The organism is Parasphingorhabdus sp. W113, assembly GCF_055693205.1.
Genome location: NZ_CM146328.1, coordinates 1,201,824 through 1,220,841 on the forward strand (window position 1 = coordinate 1,201,824; position 19,018 = coordinate 1,220,841).

The following is a 19,018-nucleotide window of genomic DNA, read 5'->3' on the forward strand; positions in this document are numbered from 1 at the left end:
TGAGCGCACGCCGAGCATCCAGCCGCTTTTTTCCTGCCGCAAGAGAAGCCCTGGACCATCAGGGCTATGTCGCAACCCCGCGAGGATTGCGGCCCGTGTGGCCCGCGCCAGCCTTGTCTCGCGAGGTTTCCCGCCTGCCGGCGGTGCGCCATGCGCCCTGACGGTCCTTTCGGGCTCTTGCGGGATAAAGCGGCAAGGTGCCGCACATCCCGCGTATATCAGGAGAACATCATGGACAATTTATTCAAGCAGCAGCTCGCCAGTCTCGACCTTTCCGGTCTGACTATCAGCAATTCCCCATTTACATCATCGGATTTCCCAGGCCAGGATGCTGTCTCGCAGACACTTGCTGCAGTCTGGTCTGATTTGTTCTCTGTCTTTACCGATACCGCGCTTGAAGTCGACGCAGAAGATCTTGCATGGGGATTTGTCAATCTCTTCCACCGTGCAGCACAGCGCAAATCCAGGCAGCTGGACCGGGCCGCCGATGAAGTCCGGGCATTGGTCGCGTCTGCTGATGGATCCGAAGTTCATACCAGCAATCTCGAAGAGCAGATCGAGCGGGCGCAAGCGGCAGAAGCCTCCATGGTCGCATTTGAAGAAATGCGCGAAGTTGCAGCAGCGCTCTACCTCGATGAAACGCATAGTTCATGGAAACCAGTATCCAGTTCACGGGCCAATCACGGAGCGATGCTCACATCTGCCGTCATCCAAGGTCGTGATTTCCTGAAAGCGCGCAGCCAGTCCAGACGCAAAGCGCTGATGCCCGAAGGCACACCCATAATATTCGCTGGCGGTCGCACCATGCAGGATAGCGCCGATGATGCAAAGACATTCGCGAACAATGTCTGGGCTACGCTCGACAAGGTGTATAACGCCGTAGCTGACATGGTGCTGGTCCACGGCGGTGATGGAAAAGGTGCTGACCGCTTGGCTGCGTCATGGGCTGAACGGCGCAGTGTGGAGCAGCTCACCTTTTCACTCGATCGCCGGTTAGGCGCAAGGGCCGGGTTCAAACGCAATGAACAGATGCTTGGTCTTGCACCTCGTTACGTCATCGCTTTTCCGGGCAGCGGAGTGCTGGAGCGTCTCGTCATTGAGGCTAAGAAAAGGCGTATCACGGTCGTTGATCGGCGCGGGCCTCTTGGCAAACATCCTAGTAGAACATGATCGACCAGATGATTGACTTACTTTCACAGTATTAATCTGGGCCGATAGCTGACAGTCCGGTTCTGTCGCTTTGGGTGCAAAAGCGGACAATGGTGATTCGGTCCAAAGTTCTCAAAAGCTATTTGCCAGTTAGTTTTTTTGCCGTCAGCATTGCTTCACTGGCTTCGGTGACGATGTGAGGTTGGACGCCTCTGCCTTCGATTCTACCGGAATGGAACGCATAATAGTCACCGACAGGCAGCGAAAGCTGCAGTCCGTTGGGTAAATCAAAGAATGTTTGAGACAACATCTGTCCAGCTGTTTTTTCGCCAATAAGTATTGCCCGGCCGGAAGCGGAAAATGCATCAGCCGCCAGTTCTGCTGCGCTGGCAGTTTTATTGCTAACCAGAACATAAACCGGGCCGTCAAATGTCGGTTCGGATGGCTTGATCTGCATGCGTATCATTTCTAGTGTTTGAAGGTCATTCCAGAAAGCTCTGATTGACCACCCTTGCCAGGGCTTGGTTTGTTTGGCTTCGGCTAAGGTCGGGTATCTATCATGCTTGCCCGTCCATCTGCGCGATACAAATACTCCTCCGTCAACGGGCTCAGTTAAAATATGCGCGAGCAACGGTTTTACAGCAAACGCGCCTCCTTCATTCTGCCGCAAATCCACGATCAAAGCTCTTGCTGGACGTTTGGCAATCTCTTCAAAGGCGGCATCAATCTCTTCGATTGTATCGAGACCCATCATAGTTTTAACTCTAAGAACCGCGACGTCACCGTCCCACTCTAAAACGGCTCCGCCTCCGCCGATACGAATTGTGTCCAGATAAGCTGCCATTTCCGGCGCACTGGATTCTGATCCCGATAGCTGTACATGAGAGAATGGACCTTCTCGCCAGATTTTGTTAAATTCGGAAACGAAATCCGAGCGCGTTGAAGCGATCTTAGCAAGTTCAACCACACGTTGTTGAGTCGCAATAAAGGCGGGATCGGATTCCACTGACGGATCAAAGTGATACTGCTTCATCAAGTCTAATATCGCCGCCGGAATTTCCTTCAATTCGGTCGTCGAGCCGCCGGATAAAATCACGGAAGAATCGCTTGCAGGCTTGTTTTGAGCTGAAACCGGAAATGTAACACCCAATAATGCAATGCTCGCAACTATTGCTGCGTGTCCACACAACCGTCTCATGTTCAGATCTCCAATTTAAAAGTCGGTAAAGCTATTGAGTTGCCGTATTACTACACTAATCCAGTCAAAACAAGATGCGTTGAAAAACTGTTCGAAATTGACAGTCAACTAAAAGGCAACCACGACGTTGCATCTGATTTCAACAACTGGCGGGCTGTTCCGCAATTGATATTGATTTGTGACTTTCGCCGGGGCGGACTCCAAAGGCCATTTCAAACAGTGCACCAAACTTCAATCGATCCCCCGTCGAAAATTGAAGACCGTTCATCGAAGAGCCTTGCAGCATTTTCAATCGACTACATATGTAGTCCATCTGTTAACAAGCAGGTTGCTTGTGCACTTAGTTGACCGTTAAAGGGGGGAAATATGATGAACAACAGCATGCCATATGGCCGATTGACAATATTCGCCGCGACAGCTCTTCTTGCTTCCTGCTCAGTCTACTCGAAAAGCCCTCAGCAAAGTGAAACTGTTTCAGAAGAAACAGACTCACGGATTGCAAACGGAGCGAAGACCAAAGCCAGTGCATTGGTGAAATCCGTTGTTGCTTCAGGAGAGTTTCCCGCGGCAAGTGTTGCCGTAGCGGTTCAGGGAGAGATCGTTTATACCGCTCAAGCCGGTTTTGCTGAAATGGAGACAAAGACACCACCAGACGCAGACACCATGTTCCGTATCTACAGTACTTCCAAAGGTCTGACGGGCGTGCTTGCCGCAGTGCTAGCCGACCAGAAGAAGGTAGATCTCGACAAGCCCATAACTACCTATTTGCCGCATCTGCCGCATTCGTTTCAGAAGGTTACGTCCCGTCAGCTATTGGGACATATGGGCGGCGTCCGGCATTATAAAAGCAACGAAGAGTGGGTGCGTCTTAGCACGCAACATTGTTCAAGTCCTGCAGATGCGTTGGAAGTTTTTGTCAACGATCCACTTATTGCGGCGCCAGGCCAGAAAAACAGTTATACAAGCTTTGGCTTTGTTTTGCTGAGTGCAGTTCTCGAGGCAGCGGGCGGCAAACCATATGGCGAATTGATGCAATCGGAAGTATTTGTTCCGAGTGGAGCCGGTCGCATCGAACTGGATGACCCTACCGGAGTACGACCTGATAACCTGAGCAGTTTTTATAATGTTTCGGACGACGATCCTTCAACAAAGGCAGCGGCCGCACGTCCGGTTGACAATAGCTGCAAGTACGGAGGTGGCGGCTTCAATGCTTCTCCGCAGGCGTTGGCTAAAGTGTGGGCGGCGTTCTACGGAGGAAAACTGACGTCTGAAGAAATGTTGGAGGAAGCGCTGACCTCAAATGTGACAGTTGATGGCAAACGAACAGGACTGGGCTTTGGCTTTGATATTTCCCGGCGTGATCAAAATGGCAGACGATGGTCAGCGGGAAGCGGCGAAGCGGTTGGAGGTCGCGCTGCTGTTGCGACATATCCCGATGATGAAATTGTTGTTGTCATGTTCGCCAATGCCGGTGGTCGTTCCTTGAGGAAAGAAGCCAGCGAAATTGCGGAAACATTTCTCATCGCCAATGGAGGGAAGACTTGGGGCACTGAAAAATAACGGTCTGACCGCAGCTTGTAATTCACCAGTGTCCGCTTTCGGGATGAAGCAGAAACCATCGGAAGGTCCGAAACTGGGGCGCAATGCAGACAAGCAAGTTTTGGGCCGATAGCAGACTGTCTTCTTCGCAGCGGCGGCGCTTTGAGAACTGCCGTTCCGCTCAGAGAATCAACAGTAGATATTTCGTCTCGTTTTTCGCAATATCCGCTAAGGGCTCCAAGCGGACTATCGCAGATCCTCAGTAAAACTGCCCGATATATCGCTAGTTGATGGTTACGCCTTGCTGCAAGGGTTTTGAAACGAGGAGTAGCTCATTTATACCCCCAGAGAGCTACTCCTCGTTTCGAGGCGTCGCTTAAAAACGCAACTTCACGTCAACGCCATATGTCCTGGGCTTTGCTTGAAACCCCAAATCAAATCCACCACCAGCAAATTCAGATGGATTGAAGTCGGCATAATATTCCTCATCAAAAAGGTTCTTTACCCAAAGTGATGCTGACCAGCCATCCGATTCAATCGCCCCTCGCAGACCCATCAAATGCACTGGATTACGAACATCCACATTATCCAATTGCCAATATTTGTTGCCGGAATATTCGTAATCCGCACGCAGAACCGAATTTAGGTTATCCGTCAACGGAAAGGAAAACTGCGCACCCAGATTGGCTGTTATATCGGTTGTCTTGGGTGACCGGCTGCCAATCACATTTGCGATATTCACGCCGGCTCCGGTGAGAAAGCCCTGTAGCGCCGGATTTCCGATCGCCTTGATTTCAGAATCTGTAATACCCAGACCACCGTAGACAGTGAACTGGTCGGTAGCGCGTAATTGGAAGTCAGCTTCCAGACCCCAAATATCGACGGAATCAAGATTTGAAATAATTTGAGAACCGGTTGTCACATCAACAAAGAAGAATTGAAATCCTTCGCTTTGAGAATAAAATCCCGACAGATTTAACGTTCCCCTTCCATCAGCGAACTGGGTTTTTAATCCGAGTTCGTAATTGTCCAATGTCTCATCACCAAAGGCCGGCAAAACAACTCCCGGAGCGTTGAACCCACCCGAGCGGAAGCCGGTACTAAACGTCGCATATGCGAGAACATCGTGAGATGCCTTGTAGCTCAGTGTAGCTTTTGGTTGGAACGAGTCAAAACTGGCTGACGTAACCGGTCCCGGAGCATCCGGATTGATTTGATTTCGCTTGTCTTCGTCATAGCGACCGCCAAGTTGCAGCGTCAGCTGATCGGTTATGTCAAATTCAACTTGTCCAAATATTGCCCAAGCTTCGTTGCTATTGCTTTCGGCCCGATTTACCAGGGTCAAGGCAGCAACATCAAATTGCCCAACTGTATTATCTAGGTCAACAATCACGCGGGTTCGCAAATCTCGATTTGTGTCCAGGTAGTATCCGCCCAAAATCCACCGGAACGGTTGATCATCAGGCGAAACCAGTCGCAACTCATGGCTGAACAATTCAACGTCTAAATCCTGTGCTTGTCCTAGATTGAAACCTCCAAATATCCCCGAGGGTTGGGTGGGATTGGAGAAATCGAGATCGGCACGATAGTCTTCTCTCAAGTCCGTATAGCCGAGAATATAGGTGGCAGTCGCAAATGGCAGTTCAAGATCGATTTTGGCGGACAGGTCAAGCACTGTCGCATCAGTAAATCCGCGAAAATCGGATGTCGGTGAAAACACATCGTTAGGACCACCCGCGCGGAACAACGGAACTGCACCGGAGTTTGGTGTGTTGTTGACGATGGTGTCATAGCTCGAACCGGCGCGAACATCTGTATAAGAGGCGCGCAGATCTACCGACAGATTATCACTGGGTAATATGGTCAACTTCCCGCGAACGGAAACATCATGATCGACAAAATCAACATCGTCATTAAGAAACGTATTTTGGATTACACCGTCGGTTTCATAATACGAACCGGCAACCCGGAACAGCACCGTGTCTTCGATGATCGGTCCGCTAATACCGGCTTCCCCCGATATCCGATACCATTGGAGATGCCGCCGCCAACAAATCCTTCAAAATCATTCGTTGGCTGTTTGGTGGTTATGTTGATCGCACCGCCGATGGCATTACGTCCAAATAACGAGCCCTGTGGCCCCTTTAATACCTCAATTTGTTCAATATCGAAAAGTGACTGCTTAAATTGTTTCTGGTTATTCTGTGGAACGCCATCAATGATGATCGCAATCGGGGCATCAGCATTGTTAACCTGGGTTACCCCGCGAACAACAACAAAACTGTTCAGATAGGTAAAGCTGTCATCGAAAGTGACATTAGGCGTCAATCCGACGAAATCCTCGGTGCTGCGAATACCAGCGCTTTCGATTGTCTCCGCATCAAACGCGACGATAGCGGTGGGAACATCCTGCAGTTCCTGCTCACGCAGTTGTGCAGTTACGATAATAACATTGTCATCATCATCTGCTTCTGCACCCTGAGCGAATGCCGGTGTCCATGCTGTCGATGCCAGCAAAGTAGCTCCGATTGAACTGCATAAGATCGTTTTTCCTTTGCTTATTTTCGTCATCTTCTTCTCCCTAGTCTGCTGTGCTGAGTATGTTGGTTGCTGATTCCCAATGATCGAATTAGGGTTCGTCCGGGTTGATCAAATGGATTGGTGTATATTCCTCCTCCAGCTTGAACGCTGTCGGCCCCATAATTTTCAAAGCTTTTTCGCTTTTGATTTGTGGAGGGGCACTGCATCCGACAACAGAAACTCTTTGACCATAAGCCAAGCGTTCAGTCGGTATGGCATGTCCGGTTTCGCTATCGACAATGGTGATCAGGTCCGGAACGATGCAGCGCAATTTTCCATCAACATGTGCTGTTAGGTTTTCGTTTTGAAAGGTGATTTCGGCCTCGGAACTAGCGTTCAGCGCTGCAATGTTACAGGTGCCAAAAACCCAACCGTCTGTTGTATCTCTTTCCAAACCGACGATTTTTCCCGAAAAAATTTCATATGCATCGCCATAATATTCATGCGCGCGCAAAGCCTTTAAAAGCCTTGCAACTGGCGGTTCCCCACTGTCATCAACGGCGTCAACCGCAGCTCCAATGGCGAGCGCCGCACTGATTGTGTATTTCACTACGGAATTTCTGGCCTCCGCGCCCGTCATCGGATAGCAGGACATGCAAGCGCTGGCGCCCATTTCGGCCGTAATGGGGCGCGCCATTTTTTCGGCCTTCAATCCATCTTCAGTTTGAAACAAAACATCATTGCCATGTTCATCAGACAGCGTCATCGGGGCACATTGAACGCCGTTCACATTCATAGACGTCATCTGCAGTTCAGGAAACGCGCGGCCCATCCCATCACCATCCACAATGGGTAAACCCCGCATTGCGGCATAAGCGACCGGCATCATTGAATTGCACCCGCCAATTTCAGCAGAAATAATCGCGCTGGCTTCTCGATTGGTAAACCGCTCCAGCAAGCGGACGGCACGATGCTGATCTTCGACCGAAAATAGCTTTTCGATCATGACTGTGGGTGCACCAATTGCCGCGGCAACAAATACACTATCCTGATCTTTCAGCTCGTCGGGAGACAATAATGGAACGGGACCATATTTACCGATCGCTTCCCTGCATAGAAGTGAGCCAAGATACGGATCTCCGCCGCCGCCCGTTCCCAAAAATGCAGAACCGATGGCCAGGTGTTCGATATTGTCGAGGGAGATTGCGCGGGTCATGCCACCATCTCCTGCGCTGCTAGGTCACCGACGGCACGGCAGACAATGCGCGTGGCACCGCCGGGCAAATATTGAAGCGGTACGGTTTCAATATCGACGATTTCGACACTGCCAGCATCGGCACCGGCATCAATTGCTTTTTGGGTTGCCAATGATCTTGCTTCATCCAACGCCTCGTCCCGCGTACCCTCTTCAATGTTGTAAATTTGGTCAATTTCACCGCTGACTTGGCCGATGGCAGCTCCAATTGCGTTGGCTACATCCGCGTGCTCTGGGAGGATTGTTTCTGAAACTCCTCCAACAGGCTGGCTGATCAATACTGCACCGCCACCCACCAAAATCATCGGAACATCAAAAATGCTAGTTTTCATCCGGTCCACTCCATCTTCGACAATGGCATGAATTTGATCGGTGGCACTGAGGACCAATTGTTCGTCTAAATTTTGTGTCAGGGATTTGTCGCCAAAATTCGCGGCTCCGCTGGCGACAGCGATATCGCTCGTTGTCAACTCACGCCCGCCAAAAATTAAGGCTTCATCTTGCAAAGCATAGCCGACCGAATCCGGTCCGATCGTAACCGTATCGTCCGTTCGTCGGACGAGGCTACCTCCGCCCAGACCAAGGGCCAGAATATCAGGCATCCGGAAATTGGTACGCACGCCGCCTATGTCGACATGAACGGATGATTGCCGCGGGAAACGCTTGACCAGAACGCCAATATCCGTGGTTGTACCGCCAATATCGACAACCAGTGCATCATCAACACCTGTTAGCCAAGCCGCGCCGCGCAGACTGTTGGTTGGTCCAGCAGCAAATGTACGCACAGGATAGCGGCACATCTGCTCCACTTGCATCAATGTTCCGTCATTTTGGCTAACAAAATATGGTGCCGTAATACCTAAATTTCTCAAGGCATTGCCATAAGCGTCGGCAACTTTTGCCGCCAATGGCCTTAGGCTGCCATTCATGATCGCAGCGTTTTCCCGTTCCAGCAAACCTGCGCGTCCAAGCTCAGACGAAATGGAGATACTGATATCGGGAATGATTTTGCGAATACTGGCCGCTGCGCGTTCCTCATGTTCAGCATTAAGCTGGCAAAAAACACAAGATATGGCGACCTCGTTTATGCCAAGTCGTTTGACCTCTTCAGCTGCCTCTTCAACTGCCTGCTCATCCAGGTCTCCTATAAGACGGCCGTCAAATTCAAAGCCGCCGCCAACCATCGCGCTCCCCCCATAAATGGCGTCGCGCATCTTTTCCGGCCATGCGGAGAACGGCGGTATCCCTCGTGCAGATGGGAACCCGATGCGTAGCGCGAAGACTTTGGTCAATTCCTTGCATTGTACGAACGCATTGGTGAACTGTGTGGTGCCAATCATCACCGCCTCGATATCTGCGCCATCAACATCAGATTCATCGAGAAGATACCGAACTGCATCCATGATACCCTGGCTGATGTCGCCAGAGGTTGGCCGCTTCACAGTAGCGACAATTTCGCTGTCATGGATCAAAACAGCATCGGTATTCGTGCCGCCAACGTCAATGCCTATTCGCAAAACCCACCTCCTCGTCCTCTCAAATTGGAGGAAAAGGCATCGGACCTTCAAGCGTGGTGGTTAAGAGTTGGAAGTTACTACTTAGTAGTTACAGATAATCCACTTGAAATTTTTGCTACTATAATCAGTAGTCATATAGCAATATCTTGAATGAAATTCTTTGATCGGGCGACCGAAACGGCGGAAACTCTGTCATGTACTGCCAGTTTGCGGTAGATGTTTTTAAGATGATATCGCACGCCATGTTCCGTCAGTTCCAGTTGCCGAGCAACAACTTTGTCTGATCCGCCTTGTGCCAATGTGCTCAGTATCTCCTGCTCTCGCACCGTCAGTGAACTTTCGCTATTCGAAATCCGGCTCGATGATTTTGATAGAATAGCACGCGCGAAAGCCAGCTCTCTGGAATCGATATTGTCGTCTTCTTTTTCAACGATGCTGGAGAGGAGCTCCAAGAGCTGAATTCCACAAAATTCATGAAATGCCTGTGACTGTCCAGTTTTTGTGCCGATAGTGATGCTGGCTATAATCTGCTCATGTGCCGCTTTACGGTCCGACAGACGCAAATAAATTGCGGCCAAAAGCAAACGCAGACGCAATTCGGATCGCGCCAATTGCGATTTGGAGGCCCGCTGCAATTCCTTTTGCAATCCAGCAATTGCCTTGGACGTCTCTCCTTGCAGCAAGTTGCAATATGCATTTGCCAGAGTAAAAATCTCCCGTTCTTGCCATGTGGCAGAGGTTTTGATCTGTTGCAATTTGAGATGAGGCGGGTCGTTTTGAACACGGCCTGTCAGATGTTTGTGCCCCAGCAAACATGTTTCCAAACCGGTCAGCGTATTGGCCACTCGGGGTAACCCCTGTTCTTGCAGCACTTGCTTATGTCGGCCAATTTCGACAATCGTCTCGTCAAGGCCACGATCGGCAACCAATAGTCGAATCATGGGTTCATAACCTGCGACATAAATATCAAACCATGCCTCGGAATGAGGAAAACGACGCGCTGAATTACGCATGAGATTTCGAGCGCTGGTCAACCGGCCAATTTCAAATTCAATGGAACTGGTTAAACTCGACAACACGGTGTTGACACCTTCATCATCGGCAAATTTCTGCCGCCAAATTTTACGCGCACTGGCTATGGATGTTCGCGCTTGCTTCAACCTGCCTTGGGCGAGAAGCAGGGCTGTTTCATGCATATAACTAAATAGCATATTATAGTCTGACTGCACCATTTGGGCTTGTATCCGCGCTTCTGCGAGGCTTTTTCGGGCTTGGGCAAAGCGCGCATTCTGATAATGCGAAATACAGGATAATGTTGAAAGCAAAGTTTTCCATGCTGGATCATCCTCACTATGGCCGACAATATCAGCGATAGCCTCCAGATCATCCGTACGCTCTAAACTACACCCATAAACCATCAATGTACCATGCAAAAACTGTAGATCGGTCCGCAGTGCGTCATCGAGTTCGCGATTATTCTCCAACTCACGATAGAGCTTTTCAGCCTCATTGATCCGGCCCTCTTTGAGTTGCACAATGGCAGACAGAAACTGCAATCGAGGATACTTCGCCACAATTTTTGGGCCGGCGGCCTGGACTATTTCATAAAGGATTTGATATCCGAATTTCACCCAAATCCGCAAATTTCCATGATGTGCGACAAACGCATCAATCCGTTTTGGTACATCGCCTAAAACTGCCAGCCGCGCTGCCTCTACAAGATTGCCGATTGCCGCGCTCTCATCGGCTGCTCGCTTAACGATATCAAGATGTCCGCCATTCCCATCGTCAAGAAATTTGCCGCGCAACAGGCATCGTAATGCCGGATGAAGGGAATAATGTTGCCCATGACGTCGCACCAGTCCATTGTGTGCAAAAAGCAGGCGTCTGCTCAGCCCGGCAATCTTGCGATCATCCATCAACCGTTCGACAAGCTCCAAAGCCGCTTCATTGAACAGGCTCAAATGATCAAGAAACAGCAGCTCTTCTTCGGATAGAAGGGGTAAAAACTGCTGTTCTATATAGGCCTGTAGACCGGAGTGCAGGATAATATCCTCATCATTCCAGTCGGCCTCATCACCATCTGCGTTGGCGGCCCATTCCACCAGAAATCGCAGAGCCACCGGCCAATCTTCGGCCAGATCGGCGATGCGTTGCCGCCATGGGCGAGGTAGCATTTCAGTATATTGTCGTTGCTGTTGGTCACTCAGCTTTAACGTATCAACCCCGAAAAATTCCGTATCTCCGGACGCTTGCAAATGGGCGAGCGGCAAAGCATCTGGCCGACGCAAAGCTAAAACAACCAAGGGTTTTTGCGGGCATTTGCTCAGCCGGTCCAGTATATCGATAAGGGATTCCGCTTCACAATATTCAGCGTCGTCTATCAATATCCGGAAATCATCCGCTTGTTTTGTGTCGATAGCATTGGCCAGTTTTGACGCAGCGGCGCAAGCATCATCTCTATGGCTATTGCGATCAAGATAAATGGTGTCACCAGCTGACGACAGATTTGCCACTTCTTCCAGTGCTTTTAAGAATGTTGTCTTTCCATAACCAGGCGGTGCATTAATCACTTTCAGGCCGCTGCTTAACAACATACGCTCGGCAAGCTTGTGATGATGTTCGTTTATCGACAATGCAGCTGTCTCCGATTTACGCTTTGAACCGCAATGAAGGTTGGTAGTAGCTTACTTGGCAATGAACCAAAATGCAAAATGCCAATCGAAGGCATACGATGGCCGAGCACCAGTTCAGCGCAGAGAAATTTGGAACATTCTAAATGTCGGCTTTCGGGATAGAGCGGACAAACCATTTGCGTTTGAATAGGTTCTATCATTGCCAACTTGACCAGCCATCAAACTGCGATACTGAAAACCAATATGCTGCTAAATAGGCTGACATCCTAAGCACTGCTGATTCCTATTAGATACTGACGACATTTGGTTACAGAGAGGGAGATTATTACTTGCCAAAACAGGGGCCCCAAACAGTGAGTAAGCGGATTTGGACTGCTTTTCTCGCCCTTCTCGCGGTTGCTTGCTCTGACTTGCCATACGACCGTCACATATCGTCGCCGGATCTCGAAAATATCGATTGACGTATATGGAGGGCATTGCGGTCCTGCATGTTCTTCATTGTTCGGTGCCGATATTAACAATGACGGGGATAAGACTAACCTGTTCGAAGGACGGGGAGCGGCTTTTCAAAATATCGAATGGCTTTCAAATCAGGAAGTGGTTGTGGAATTCTGCCAAGGAAAAAGTTATCGATCAATTGGGGAAATTGATTATCAAGCGGGCGAGGGCTCGAAGCGTATCTACGTAACCGTGATAACCAAACCCAACACCGAATATAAAAATCGAGATTACTGCGTCTATTAGGAAGTCTGGGTTTGAAGAAAAGCGAAGCGGCTGAATGTCCGCTTCCGGGATGTAGCGGTCATCGCCGATACCAATGCCATCCGTCTGCTAACGACACAATTGCGGTCATGTAACCCGACGGTGGCCAACGGCAGAATAGGCCGCAAAAGCGGACGTTGGAATGTCAGTTGTTTATGCGGTTGGGCGCGGACCAAAAGGTAGTTGAATAACAGCCTTCAAGCCCTTTGGTTCATTCGGCTCAAGATTTAGGTTGCCATCGTGTCCATCAACAATAGCCTTGGTGATGGCGAGACCAAGGCCAAGCCCTCCTTGCTCACTTTCTCGCGCCTCTGAAAGACGGGTAAAGGGATCAAAGACGTGGGCCAGCTTGTCATCAGGAATACCGGGTCCATCGTCCATGACCCTGATTTGGACATACTGATCTCCATTGATCAGTTCCACATCCGCGCTGCCTCCATATTTTATCGCATTGTCAATCAGGTTACGGATCGCGCGCGCAAGAGCGATGGGACGGCAGTGATAATGTAAGTTGTCTTCACCTGTGAAACGAACCTCTTTTCCAAGCTCGTCGAATTCACTGCACTCGCTCTCAATAAGAGCTCGTAAATCAACATTTTGCATTGCTTCAGATCTGGATTCTCCGCGCACATAGTCAAGCGCGGATGCGGTGATGCGTTCCATCTTCTCAATGCTGGCGATTATTTCTTCGCGCACTTCATCATTTTCAATTAGTTCGGCCTTAACCCGAAGAGCCGTGAGCGGAGTACGGATATCATGTCCAACCGACGCCAGCATTTGAGTGCGCCGCTTCACTTCGTCGCGCACCTCGCGCTGCATTGCATTAAATCTTCTAATGGCAAGTTTGATGTCGGCTGCCCCACTTTCTTCAACCTCTTCTACTTCCAGATTGGTGCCAAATCTCGACACCGCTTTCGTCAAGTTGGAAAGGGGGCGTGTAAGGCGACGAATGAAAAAAAGCGCAATTATTCCGACCAAAAGGAAAAACAGATCAATTCGCATTGCAGAAAAAATTGTCTCACCACCAAATTCAAACTTTTTCTCAGAGACACTTAGATTTAGCCATTCTCCAGTCTTAAGGCGGGTACTGATCACAATTCCATCGATCGGGAAGTCAATCTCTCCTGGCGCACATTTGTCAAAAGCAAAATCATGTTCAGCAAAGGTGGCATGTGCAACAGATATGTCGTCCATCGACTTGTTCAAAGACATATCCGCCAAGGTCGTTTCCAAGCTAGTTACAATGAAGCGCTGAATATCGTTTGCAATCTTTGTTCCGGCTGGCGGCGCGTACGGTTTGTCCGTCACCGTGAGTCCCTCTTTGCAGGACGAATATGTTTCCACAAATCCTTGCATTTCTTCGGGTCTCATTCGATCCAGACTAAGAAGTCTGATTGCGATTGTCTTTGCTATGTACTCGCTTTTCGCCCACTCCTCAGCGGTGCGGTTTTGCGTAACCTGATAGACCGCTGAGCCAAATAACAGGACGACGAACGCCAAAATAAGAATTACAAAAATCTGGTTCTCCGCCGAGCTCAACGAAAACCGTGATCGTTTCTCGCTCATGACCAGACAAGCTCCGCCGCAAACACATAACCACCACCCCATTTCGTCTGGATAATCGTCGGTTTCTTGGCGTCGTTTTCAAGTTTCCGCCGCAAGCGACTGATCTGATTGTCAATCCGGCGATCAAATACAGGCGCACTAACACCCCGAGTCAGATCCATCAGTTGATCTCTGGTAAGAACGGTGCCTGCATGCTCAATGAGAGCCATAAGAAGGGCATGTTCCCCCGAGCTTAGCGGTACAACTAGATTACGCGGACCGACAATCTGTTTTTGCGAAAGATCAAACCGCCAATGATCAAAATTCACTTTTCCTTTAAGGCGCTCAGAGCGCGGCGGTAGCATCAGGGTGCGCCGAAGTACGGTTTTGATGCGAGCCTTGAGTTCCCTGGGATTAAAGGGCTTTGAGACATAGTCATCAGCGCCAAGCTCCAATCCAACAATTCGGTCAGTGTCATCTTTTAGTGCCGTCAGCAAAATTATCGGTATGCGAGTGGTGGCCTGCAATCTCTTGCAAATTGAAAATCCGTCTTCTCCAGGCATCATCACATCGAGCACAACCAGGTCAATACTCGCTTTAGAAAGTATTTTATCCATCTCACGTCCGTTCTCGGCAACGCTAACTCGATACCCGCGTTCACCGAGATACTTTGCAAGCGGGCGGCGGATGTCGCGCTCGTCATCAATGATTAGGATATGAGGGCTCTGTGTCTTCGTCATGGCTTTCAGCTTCGCAATTTTCCGCGATACTAGTTGATTGAACCGTTACACCCACAGTTTTTTTGTATCAAAATGTCTCAAAATTGATTTTCAAGATATCTTGATACAATGTTGGCATTGGAACCGCTGCGTTGATTGTATAGCCTTTTCAAAATGAGCTATATCACAATCAGGTCAATTCAGATTTTTCTTATTTGCGGTCTACTGCTGCCTTTTGTCAGTGTGCAGGCTAGCGAGTCTAAGCCGTACGCTATGCCGCGGACGCATGTGCTGCCGATACAGGAAAGTGGTACCGATCGACAATATGAACTTTATGTCAAACTACCCGAAGACTATGCGGAAAACACCGACACCAAATATCCGGTGATTTACACAACCGATGCGGAGGCGCACATGGATATGCTGTCGGGTGCCACCGAATTTCTGATGCCAAAGGTAATTTTGGTCGGCATATCATATCAGAAGAATCACGCCCTTGCCGATGAACGGGCAAATGCAAGCAGGTTTCGTGATTATTCGGTGACGGCATTCAACAATGCGGAAGCTCAGGCTCGATTTCAAGGCGGACAGGCCCGCAACCATCTCTCTTTCATTCGCGACGAAATCATTCCGTATATCGAAGAAAACTATCGAACAGACCCAGCTGAACGCACCTATTTCGGCTATTCGCTGGGCGCCACATTTGGCGCCTACGTTTTATTGGCGCAACCGGACACATTTAGGCATTATATCCTTGGCAGTCCCGCTTTTGGCACGACTGGCCTTCCATATATTGATGAACTGGAAGCAAAAACCGCCATTCGGCAACACGAGATGAACGTAAGTGTTTTTGTATCACTCGGCGGACTAGAAGCGGAGCAATTAGAAAAGGTCGAACATTTCATAACGGTGCTACGGCGGAGAAACCAGTCAAACATGTCTCTCACCGGGCTCGAGATTATTGAGAATTCGGATCACGGCACAGCCTTTCCCGAAACCGTAATCCGCGGCGTCAGATGGGTATTGCAGTTGAATAGCGAATGATGCCCGCGCTTACTGAATGAGAACATAGTGAAATAGTCCAGGAGAATGAGATGACCATCAGCACGAAGTTCAAAACTTTATTGGTCATCACTTTGTTAGGTAGCTCTAGTGCAGCAAGCGCCGAAGAAAGCAATGGCCTCGCACCTGAGGCAACGGCCGCTCAGACAGAACTCTCGTTCAGAGATATTCCACTTCTTGAGAACGCTTTTATCGATACCGCGCCAACAGATAGAAACGATGGTATTTCGGTGGGCGAGTTGGGCATTGATGGCGGTAGTAAAGATAGGGTCGTCGCTCTGGCACGGGAGATTGCTGACGGCAAGCACGGTAAATATGACAGCCTGCTTGTCGCCCACAAGGACAAGCTTCTGTTTGAATCCTACTATCTGCGTGGTCGGATCAATCTGGCACACGGACAAGCGTCAGCCACGAAAGCCTACACCAGTCTGGCCTTGGGTCGCGCCATTCAACTGGGTTACCTGACTATGGCTGATCTGAACAAGCCGCTCATCAGTTTCCTCGACGAATTGGACCACTCAAAGCTTGTCGAGGGCGCAGAGAAAATTACACTCCACAAGGCGCTCACCATGCATGGTGGGCTTAATGTGGATCGTGAGCGCTGGGAAGAGCTTGAAAAGAATCCCGCGCCGCTGCAGGGCCAAGGTCTGGTTCAGACACTACTTGAGCACTCGGGACCCATTATCGACGAATCCCAGATCTATAGGTATGGCAACTTCAATCCGAATTTGGTGATGGCCGTCATTGATGCTGTCGTGCCCGGCACCGCTAAGGATTTCATCAAGAAAGAAATTTTGGACAAATTGGGCATCGCCAATTACAGTTGGGACACGCATGTTAGCGGTCTGCCACAAGCGGGGTGGATGGTGAGCATGACATCGCGTGACATGCTCAAATGGGGCAGTGTTGTTCTCAACGAGGGCAAATGGAACGGCGAGCAATTTGTTCCTGCCGACTATCTTGCCAAAGCGACCAGCGGCCTTGTCAAACCTACGGAAGACTGGATGCCCGACACCTATCGATACGGCTATTTTTTTTATCAGGCACCTTTGGCGGTCGGTGACAAGAGCTACAACGCAACCTTTGCCTGGGGTGGCGGCGGACAACGTATCATCGTTGTAGATGAGCTTGATCTAACCATTGTGATCACTGGCCATGACAGAGAAGATCAAATCATGGCTCAGATATCAAATGCTGTCCTACCGGCTTTTGCCAAAGTGAGCGGCGGAAGCGATGTCAGGGATGAAATATCAAAACTCAAGGGCCCCTATCTCGGTCAAAAGCCTCCCGGTTTAACGCCTGAAGCTTTTGCGCCTGGAATCGTTTCATTGAAGGGCTGGGAATATGGCGGCGTCTTCACACCTGATACAAACGAATTCTACTTTCTCAGACGAAATGAGGTTAGTAGCATACAAGAATTCGTGCTTTTTCAACATGAAAACAATCAGTGGCGTGAGTCGGTTGTTTCTCCGAGAGTTGGGCAAGCTTTCATCTCTCCAGATGGTAAGATCATGCATTTGGGAAAACGATATAAGGAGCGCAGACTGTCTGGATGGTCAGAGATCAAAGACCTTGGTTCTCCTTTCGAAGAAATATCCATTATGCGCCTTACCTCTTCAGCTAAAGGTACTTTAGTTTTTGACGAATTCGCTAGAGATGGAAATGCCGTTCTGCGATATTCACGGCTGATCGAAGGTAAGCGCGAAGCACCAAAACCGCTTAGCAAAGAGATCAATACCGGAAGATCGAATGCCCACCCCTTCATTGCTCCGGACGAGTCCTATATTCTATGGGATAGCAAACGGGAGGGCGGATATGGCAATTCCGATATTTATCTCAGTTTCAGGCAGCAGGACGGTTCATGGGGAGAAGCTATCAACCTGGGCGACAAGATAAACACAGACGCATGGGAAGCAGCTGCAAGTGTGACGCCCGATGGTAAATACCTTTTTTTCAACAGGAATATGGGCTCAGACAAATACGAAAATGTGGATATATTTTGGGTGGACGCTCAAGTTATCGAGAATCTCAGACCTAAAATGTAAACCAAGTAACAGGGCCGTTGGAGCAGAAATAACAGGTGTTCCATGAAGCAAAATTAGACTTACGACAGCAAAGTTCTTGTGAGGCCCATTCGTAGTTGGAGAAAAACAATGCGATTCGTAACAATACTGACGATGGCACTGACCTTAGCTAGCTGCTCTCAAACAAAAAATGACACTGCCTCAGAGGCGAAGGCTGCATTTGGTGTGTATGTCGACGCACTAAACAACGGAGATACCGATGTCGCGGCTGCAATGTACGACGATGAAATGGGGTTCCACTGGATCGAACGCGGCGGGGTCCAGTATGATAACGGAGCAGATGCTGCGGCGTCTCTAAAAGCGCTATCACAATCGGGCGGCATAGCTCGGATGACGGCGGATAATATTCGAGTTGCGAAAATGGGAGACAGAAGTGCGCTGGTCTCTGCACATTTTGATTATGCGATGCTAAGCGAAGATGGAGAAAAGCAATTTGCTTTTGATGGCTGGATGACTGTCGGCATGGTCAAACGCCCCGATGGCTGGAAAATTGCTGGAGGCCAAACCGGCCAGGGAAAGGCGGTGAAGTAATCGGAGATCATTTATCGCGTTCTGTTACTATGTCCGCTCTCAGGAACTAAGAAATTGAGAACCTACTTCTTGGATTGGGGCGCAAAGCGGACATAGGATATTGGCATCTATAATCGGCAGACAGAATGTCATCGAATATTTGGGAACTATCCCGTCATTTGCGGCCTGGGCGCTGCTGATCGAACCGCAGGCCTGGATGACGCGGGGGCAACCAAAGCTCATTGCCGTCGACCAAAATATCGCGGCGTAAGGCTCGTTCGCGGCAGCCTGTTTCATCCTGAGTGTTGCCAATATTGCAGGCGTGTTCTCATTATATAACCGTCAAGTCAGCCGGTAACAATTCCAACATCAATCGCGATGGACGCAACCAATACGAGGGTTGTCAGCTTCTCCTGAAGGCCAAATCAGCCGTGACCAATGCGGCTTTTTCGCGAACCTTCCTGAACCAGGTCAGCCACATTGCAACCCACTTTGTTACCGGCCGTGTTGCATCCTGCGGAT

13 protein-coding genes are annotated in these 19,018 nt (G+C 49.6%); 5 read left to right on the plus strand and 8 right to left on the minus strand.

Annotation, left to right across the window (positions count from 1 at the left end; all coding sequences use genetic code 11):
• Positions 1-231 precede the first annotated feature (231 nt).
• The gene (locus tag ACZ1GS_RS05705) at positions 232-1,170 is read left to right on the plus strand and encodes a DUF2493 domain-containing protein (protein ID WP_472697525.1); all 939 of its coding nucleotides are present in this window, start codon (positions 232-234) and stop codon (positions 1,168-1,170) included.
• Positions 1,171-1,288: 118 nt separating this feature from the next.
• On the opposite strand, the gene ACZ1GS_RS05710 is transcribed toward ACZ1GS_RS05705, so the two are convergent.
• Positions 1,289-2,347, minus strand: a complete 1,059-nt coding sequence (locus tag ACZ1GS_RS05710; RefSeq protein WP_472697526.1) for a S41 family peptidase — start codon at positions 2,345-2,347, stop codon at positions 1,289-1,291.
• Between the two features lie 366 nt (positions 2,348-2,713).
• Here ACZ1GS_RS05710 and ACZ1GS_RS05715 point away from each other — a divergent pair, with 366 nt between their 5' ends.
• Positions 2,714-3,907, plus strand: coding sequence for a serine hydrolase domain-containing protein (locus tag ACZ1GS_RS05715; protein WP_472697527.1), 1,194 nt, complete (start codon positions 2,714-2,716; stop codon positions 3,905-3,907).
• A 355-nt stretch (positions 3,908-4,262) separates the two neighbouring features.
• Here the strand turns inward: ACZ1GS_RS05715 and ACZ1GS_RS05720 are convergent, their stop codons facing one another.
• The 7 genes from ACZ1GS_RS05720 to ACZ1GS_RS05750 form a co-directional block, all read right to left on the minus strand.
• Positions 4,263-5,864, minus strand: coding sequence for a TonB-dependent receptor (locus ACZ1GS_RS05720; RefSeq protein WP_472697528.1), 1,602 nt, complete (start codon positions 5,862-5,864; stop codon positions 4,263-4,265).
• Positions 5,819-6,457 (minus strand): TonB-dependent receptor plug domain-containing protein, encoded by a 639-nt coding sequence (locus ACZ1GS_RS05725; protein WP_472697529.1) that lies wholly within the window; start codon positions 6,455-6,457, stop codon positions 5,819-5,821. Before ACZ1GS_RS05725 ends, ACZ1GS_RS05720 begins: the two co-directional genes overlap by 46 nt.
• A gap of 58 nt (positions 6,458-6,515) precedes the next feature.
• Complete coding sequence (locus ACZ1GS_RS05730; RefSeq protein ID WP_472697530.1) at positions 6,516-7,622, minus strand: DUF917 domain-containing protein; 1,107 nt, start codon at positions 7,620-7,622, stop codon at positions 6,516-6,518.
• The gene (locus ACZ1GS_RS05735; protein WP_472697531.1) at positions 7,619-9,178 is read right to left on the minus strand and encodes a hydantoinase/oxoprolinase N-terminal domain-containing protein; all 1,560 of its coding nucleotides are present in this window, start codon (positions 9,176-9,178) and stop codon (positions 7,619-7,621) included. Before ACZ1GS_RS05735 ends, ACZ1GS_RS05730 begins: the two co-directional genes overlap by 4 nt.
• 131 nt (positions 9,179-9,309) lie before the next feature.
• Positions 9,310-11,814, minus strand: a complete 2,505-nt coding sequence (locus ACZ1GS_RS05740; protein WP_472697532.1) for a helix-turn-helix transcriptional regulator — start codon at positions 11,812-11,814, stop codon at positions 9,310-9,312.
• A gap of 915 nt (positions 11,815-12,729) precedes the next feature.
• Positions 12,730-14,142: an ATP-binding protein gene (locus ACZ1GS_RS05745; protein WP_472697533.1), complete on the minus strand. Its 1,413-nt coding sequence runs from the start codon at positions 14,140-14,142 to the stop codon at positions 12,730-12,732.
• Entirely contained in the window at positions 14,139-14,861 is a 723-nt protein-coding gene (locus tag ACZ1GS_RS05750) for a response regulator (protein ID WP_472697534.1), read from the minus strand. The genes ACZ1GS_RS05745 and ACZ1GS_RS05750 overlap by 4 nt, the downstream gene beginning before the upstream one ends.
• Before the next feature lie 153 nt (positions 14,862-15,014).
• On the opposite strand from ACZ1GS_RS05750, the gene ACZ1GS_RS05755 reads away from it, so the two are divergent.
• The 3 genes from ACZ1GS_RS05755 to ACZ1GS_RS05765 all read left to right on the plus strand — a co-directional run bounded on the left by ACZ1GS_RS05755 (position 15,015) and on the right by ACZ1GS_RS05765 (position 18,517).
• Positions 15,015-15,884, plus strand: coding sequence for an alpha/beta hydrolase (locus tag ACZ1GS_RS05755; protein ID WP_472697535.1), 870 nt, complete (start codon positions 15,015-15,017; stop codon positions 15,882-15,884).
• Positions 15,885-15,934: 50 nt separating this feature from the next.
• A complete protein-coding gene (locus ACZ1GS_RS05760; RefSeq protein WP_472697536.1) occupies positions 15,935-17,947 on the plus strand; it encodes a serine hydrolase in 2,013 nt (670 codons plus the stop codon).
• 108 nt (positions 17,948-18,055) lie between these two features.
• Complete coding sequence (locus ACZ1GS_RS05765) at positions 18,056-18,517, plus strand: YybH family protein (RefSeq protein ID WP_472697537.1); 462 nt, start codon at positions 18,056-18,058, stop codon at positions 18,515-18,517.
• The last annotated feature ends 501 nt before the right edge of the window (positions 18,518-19,018 follow it).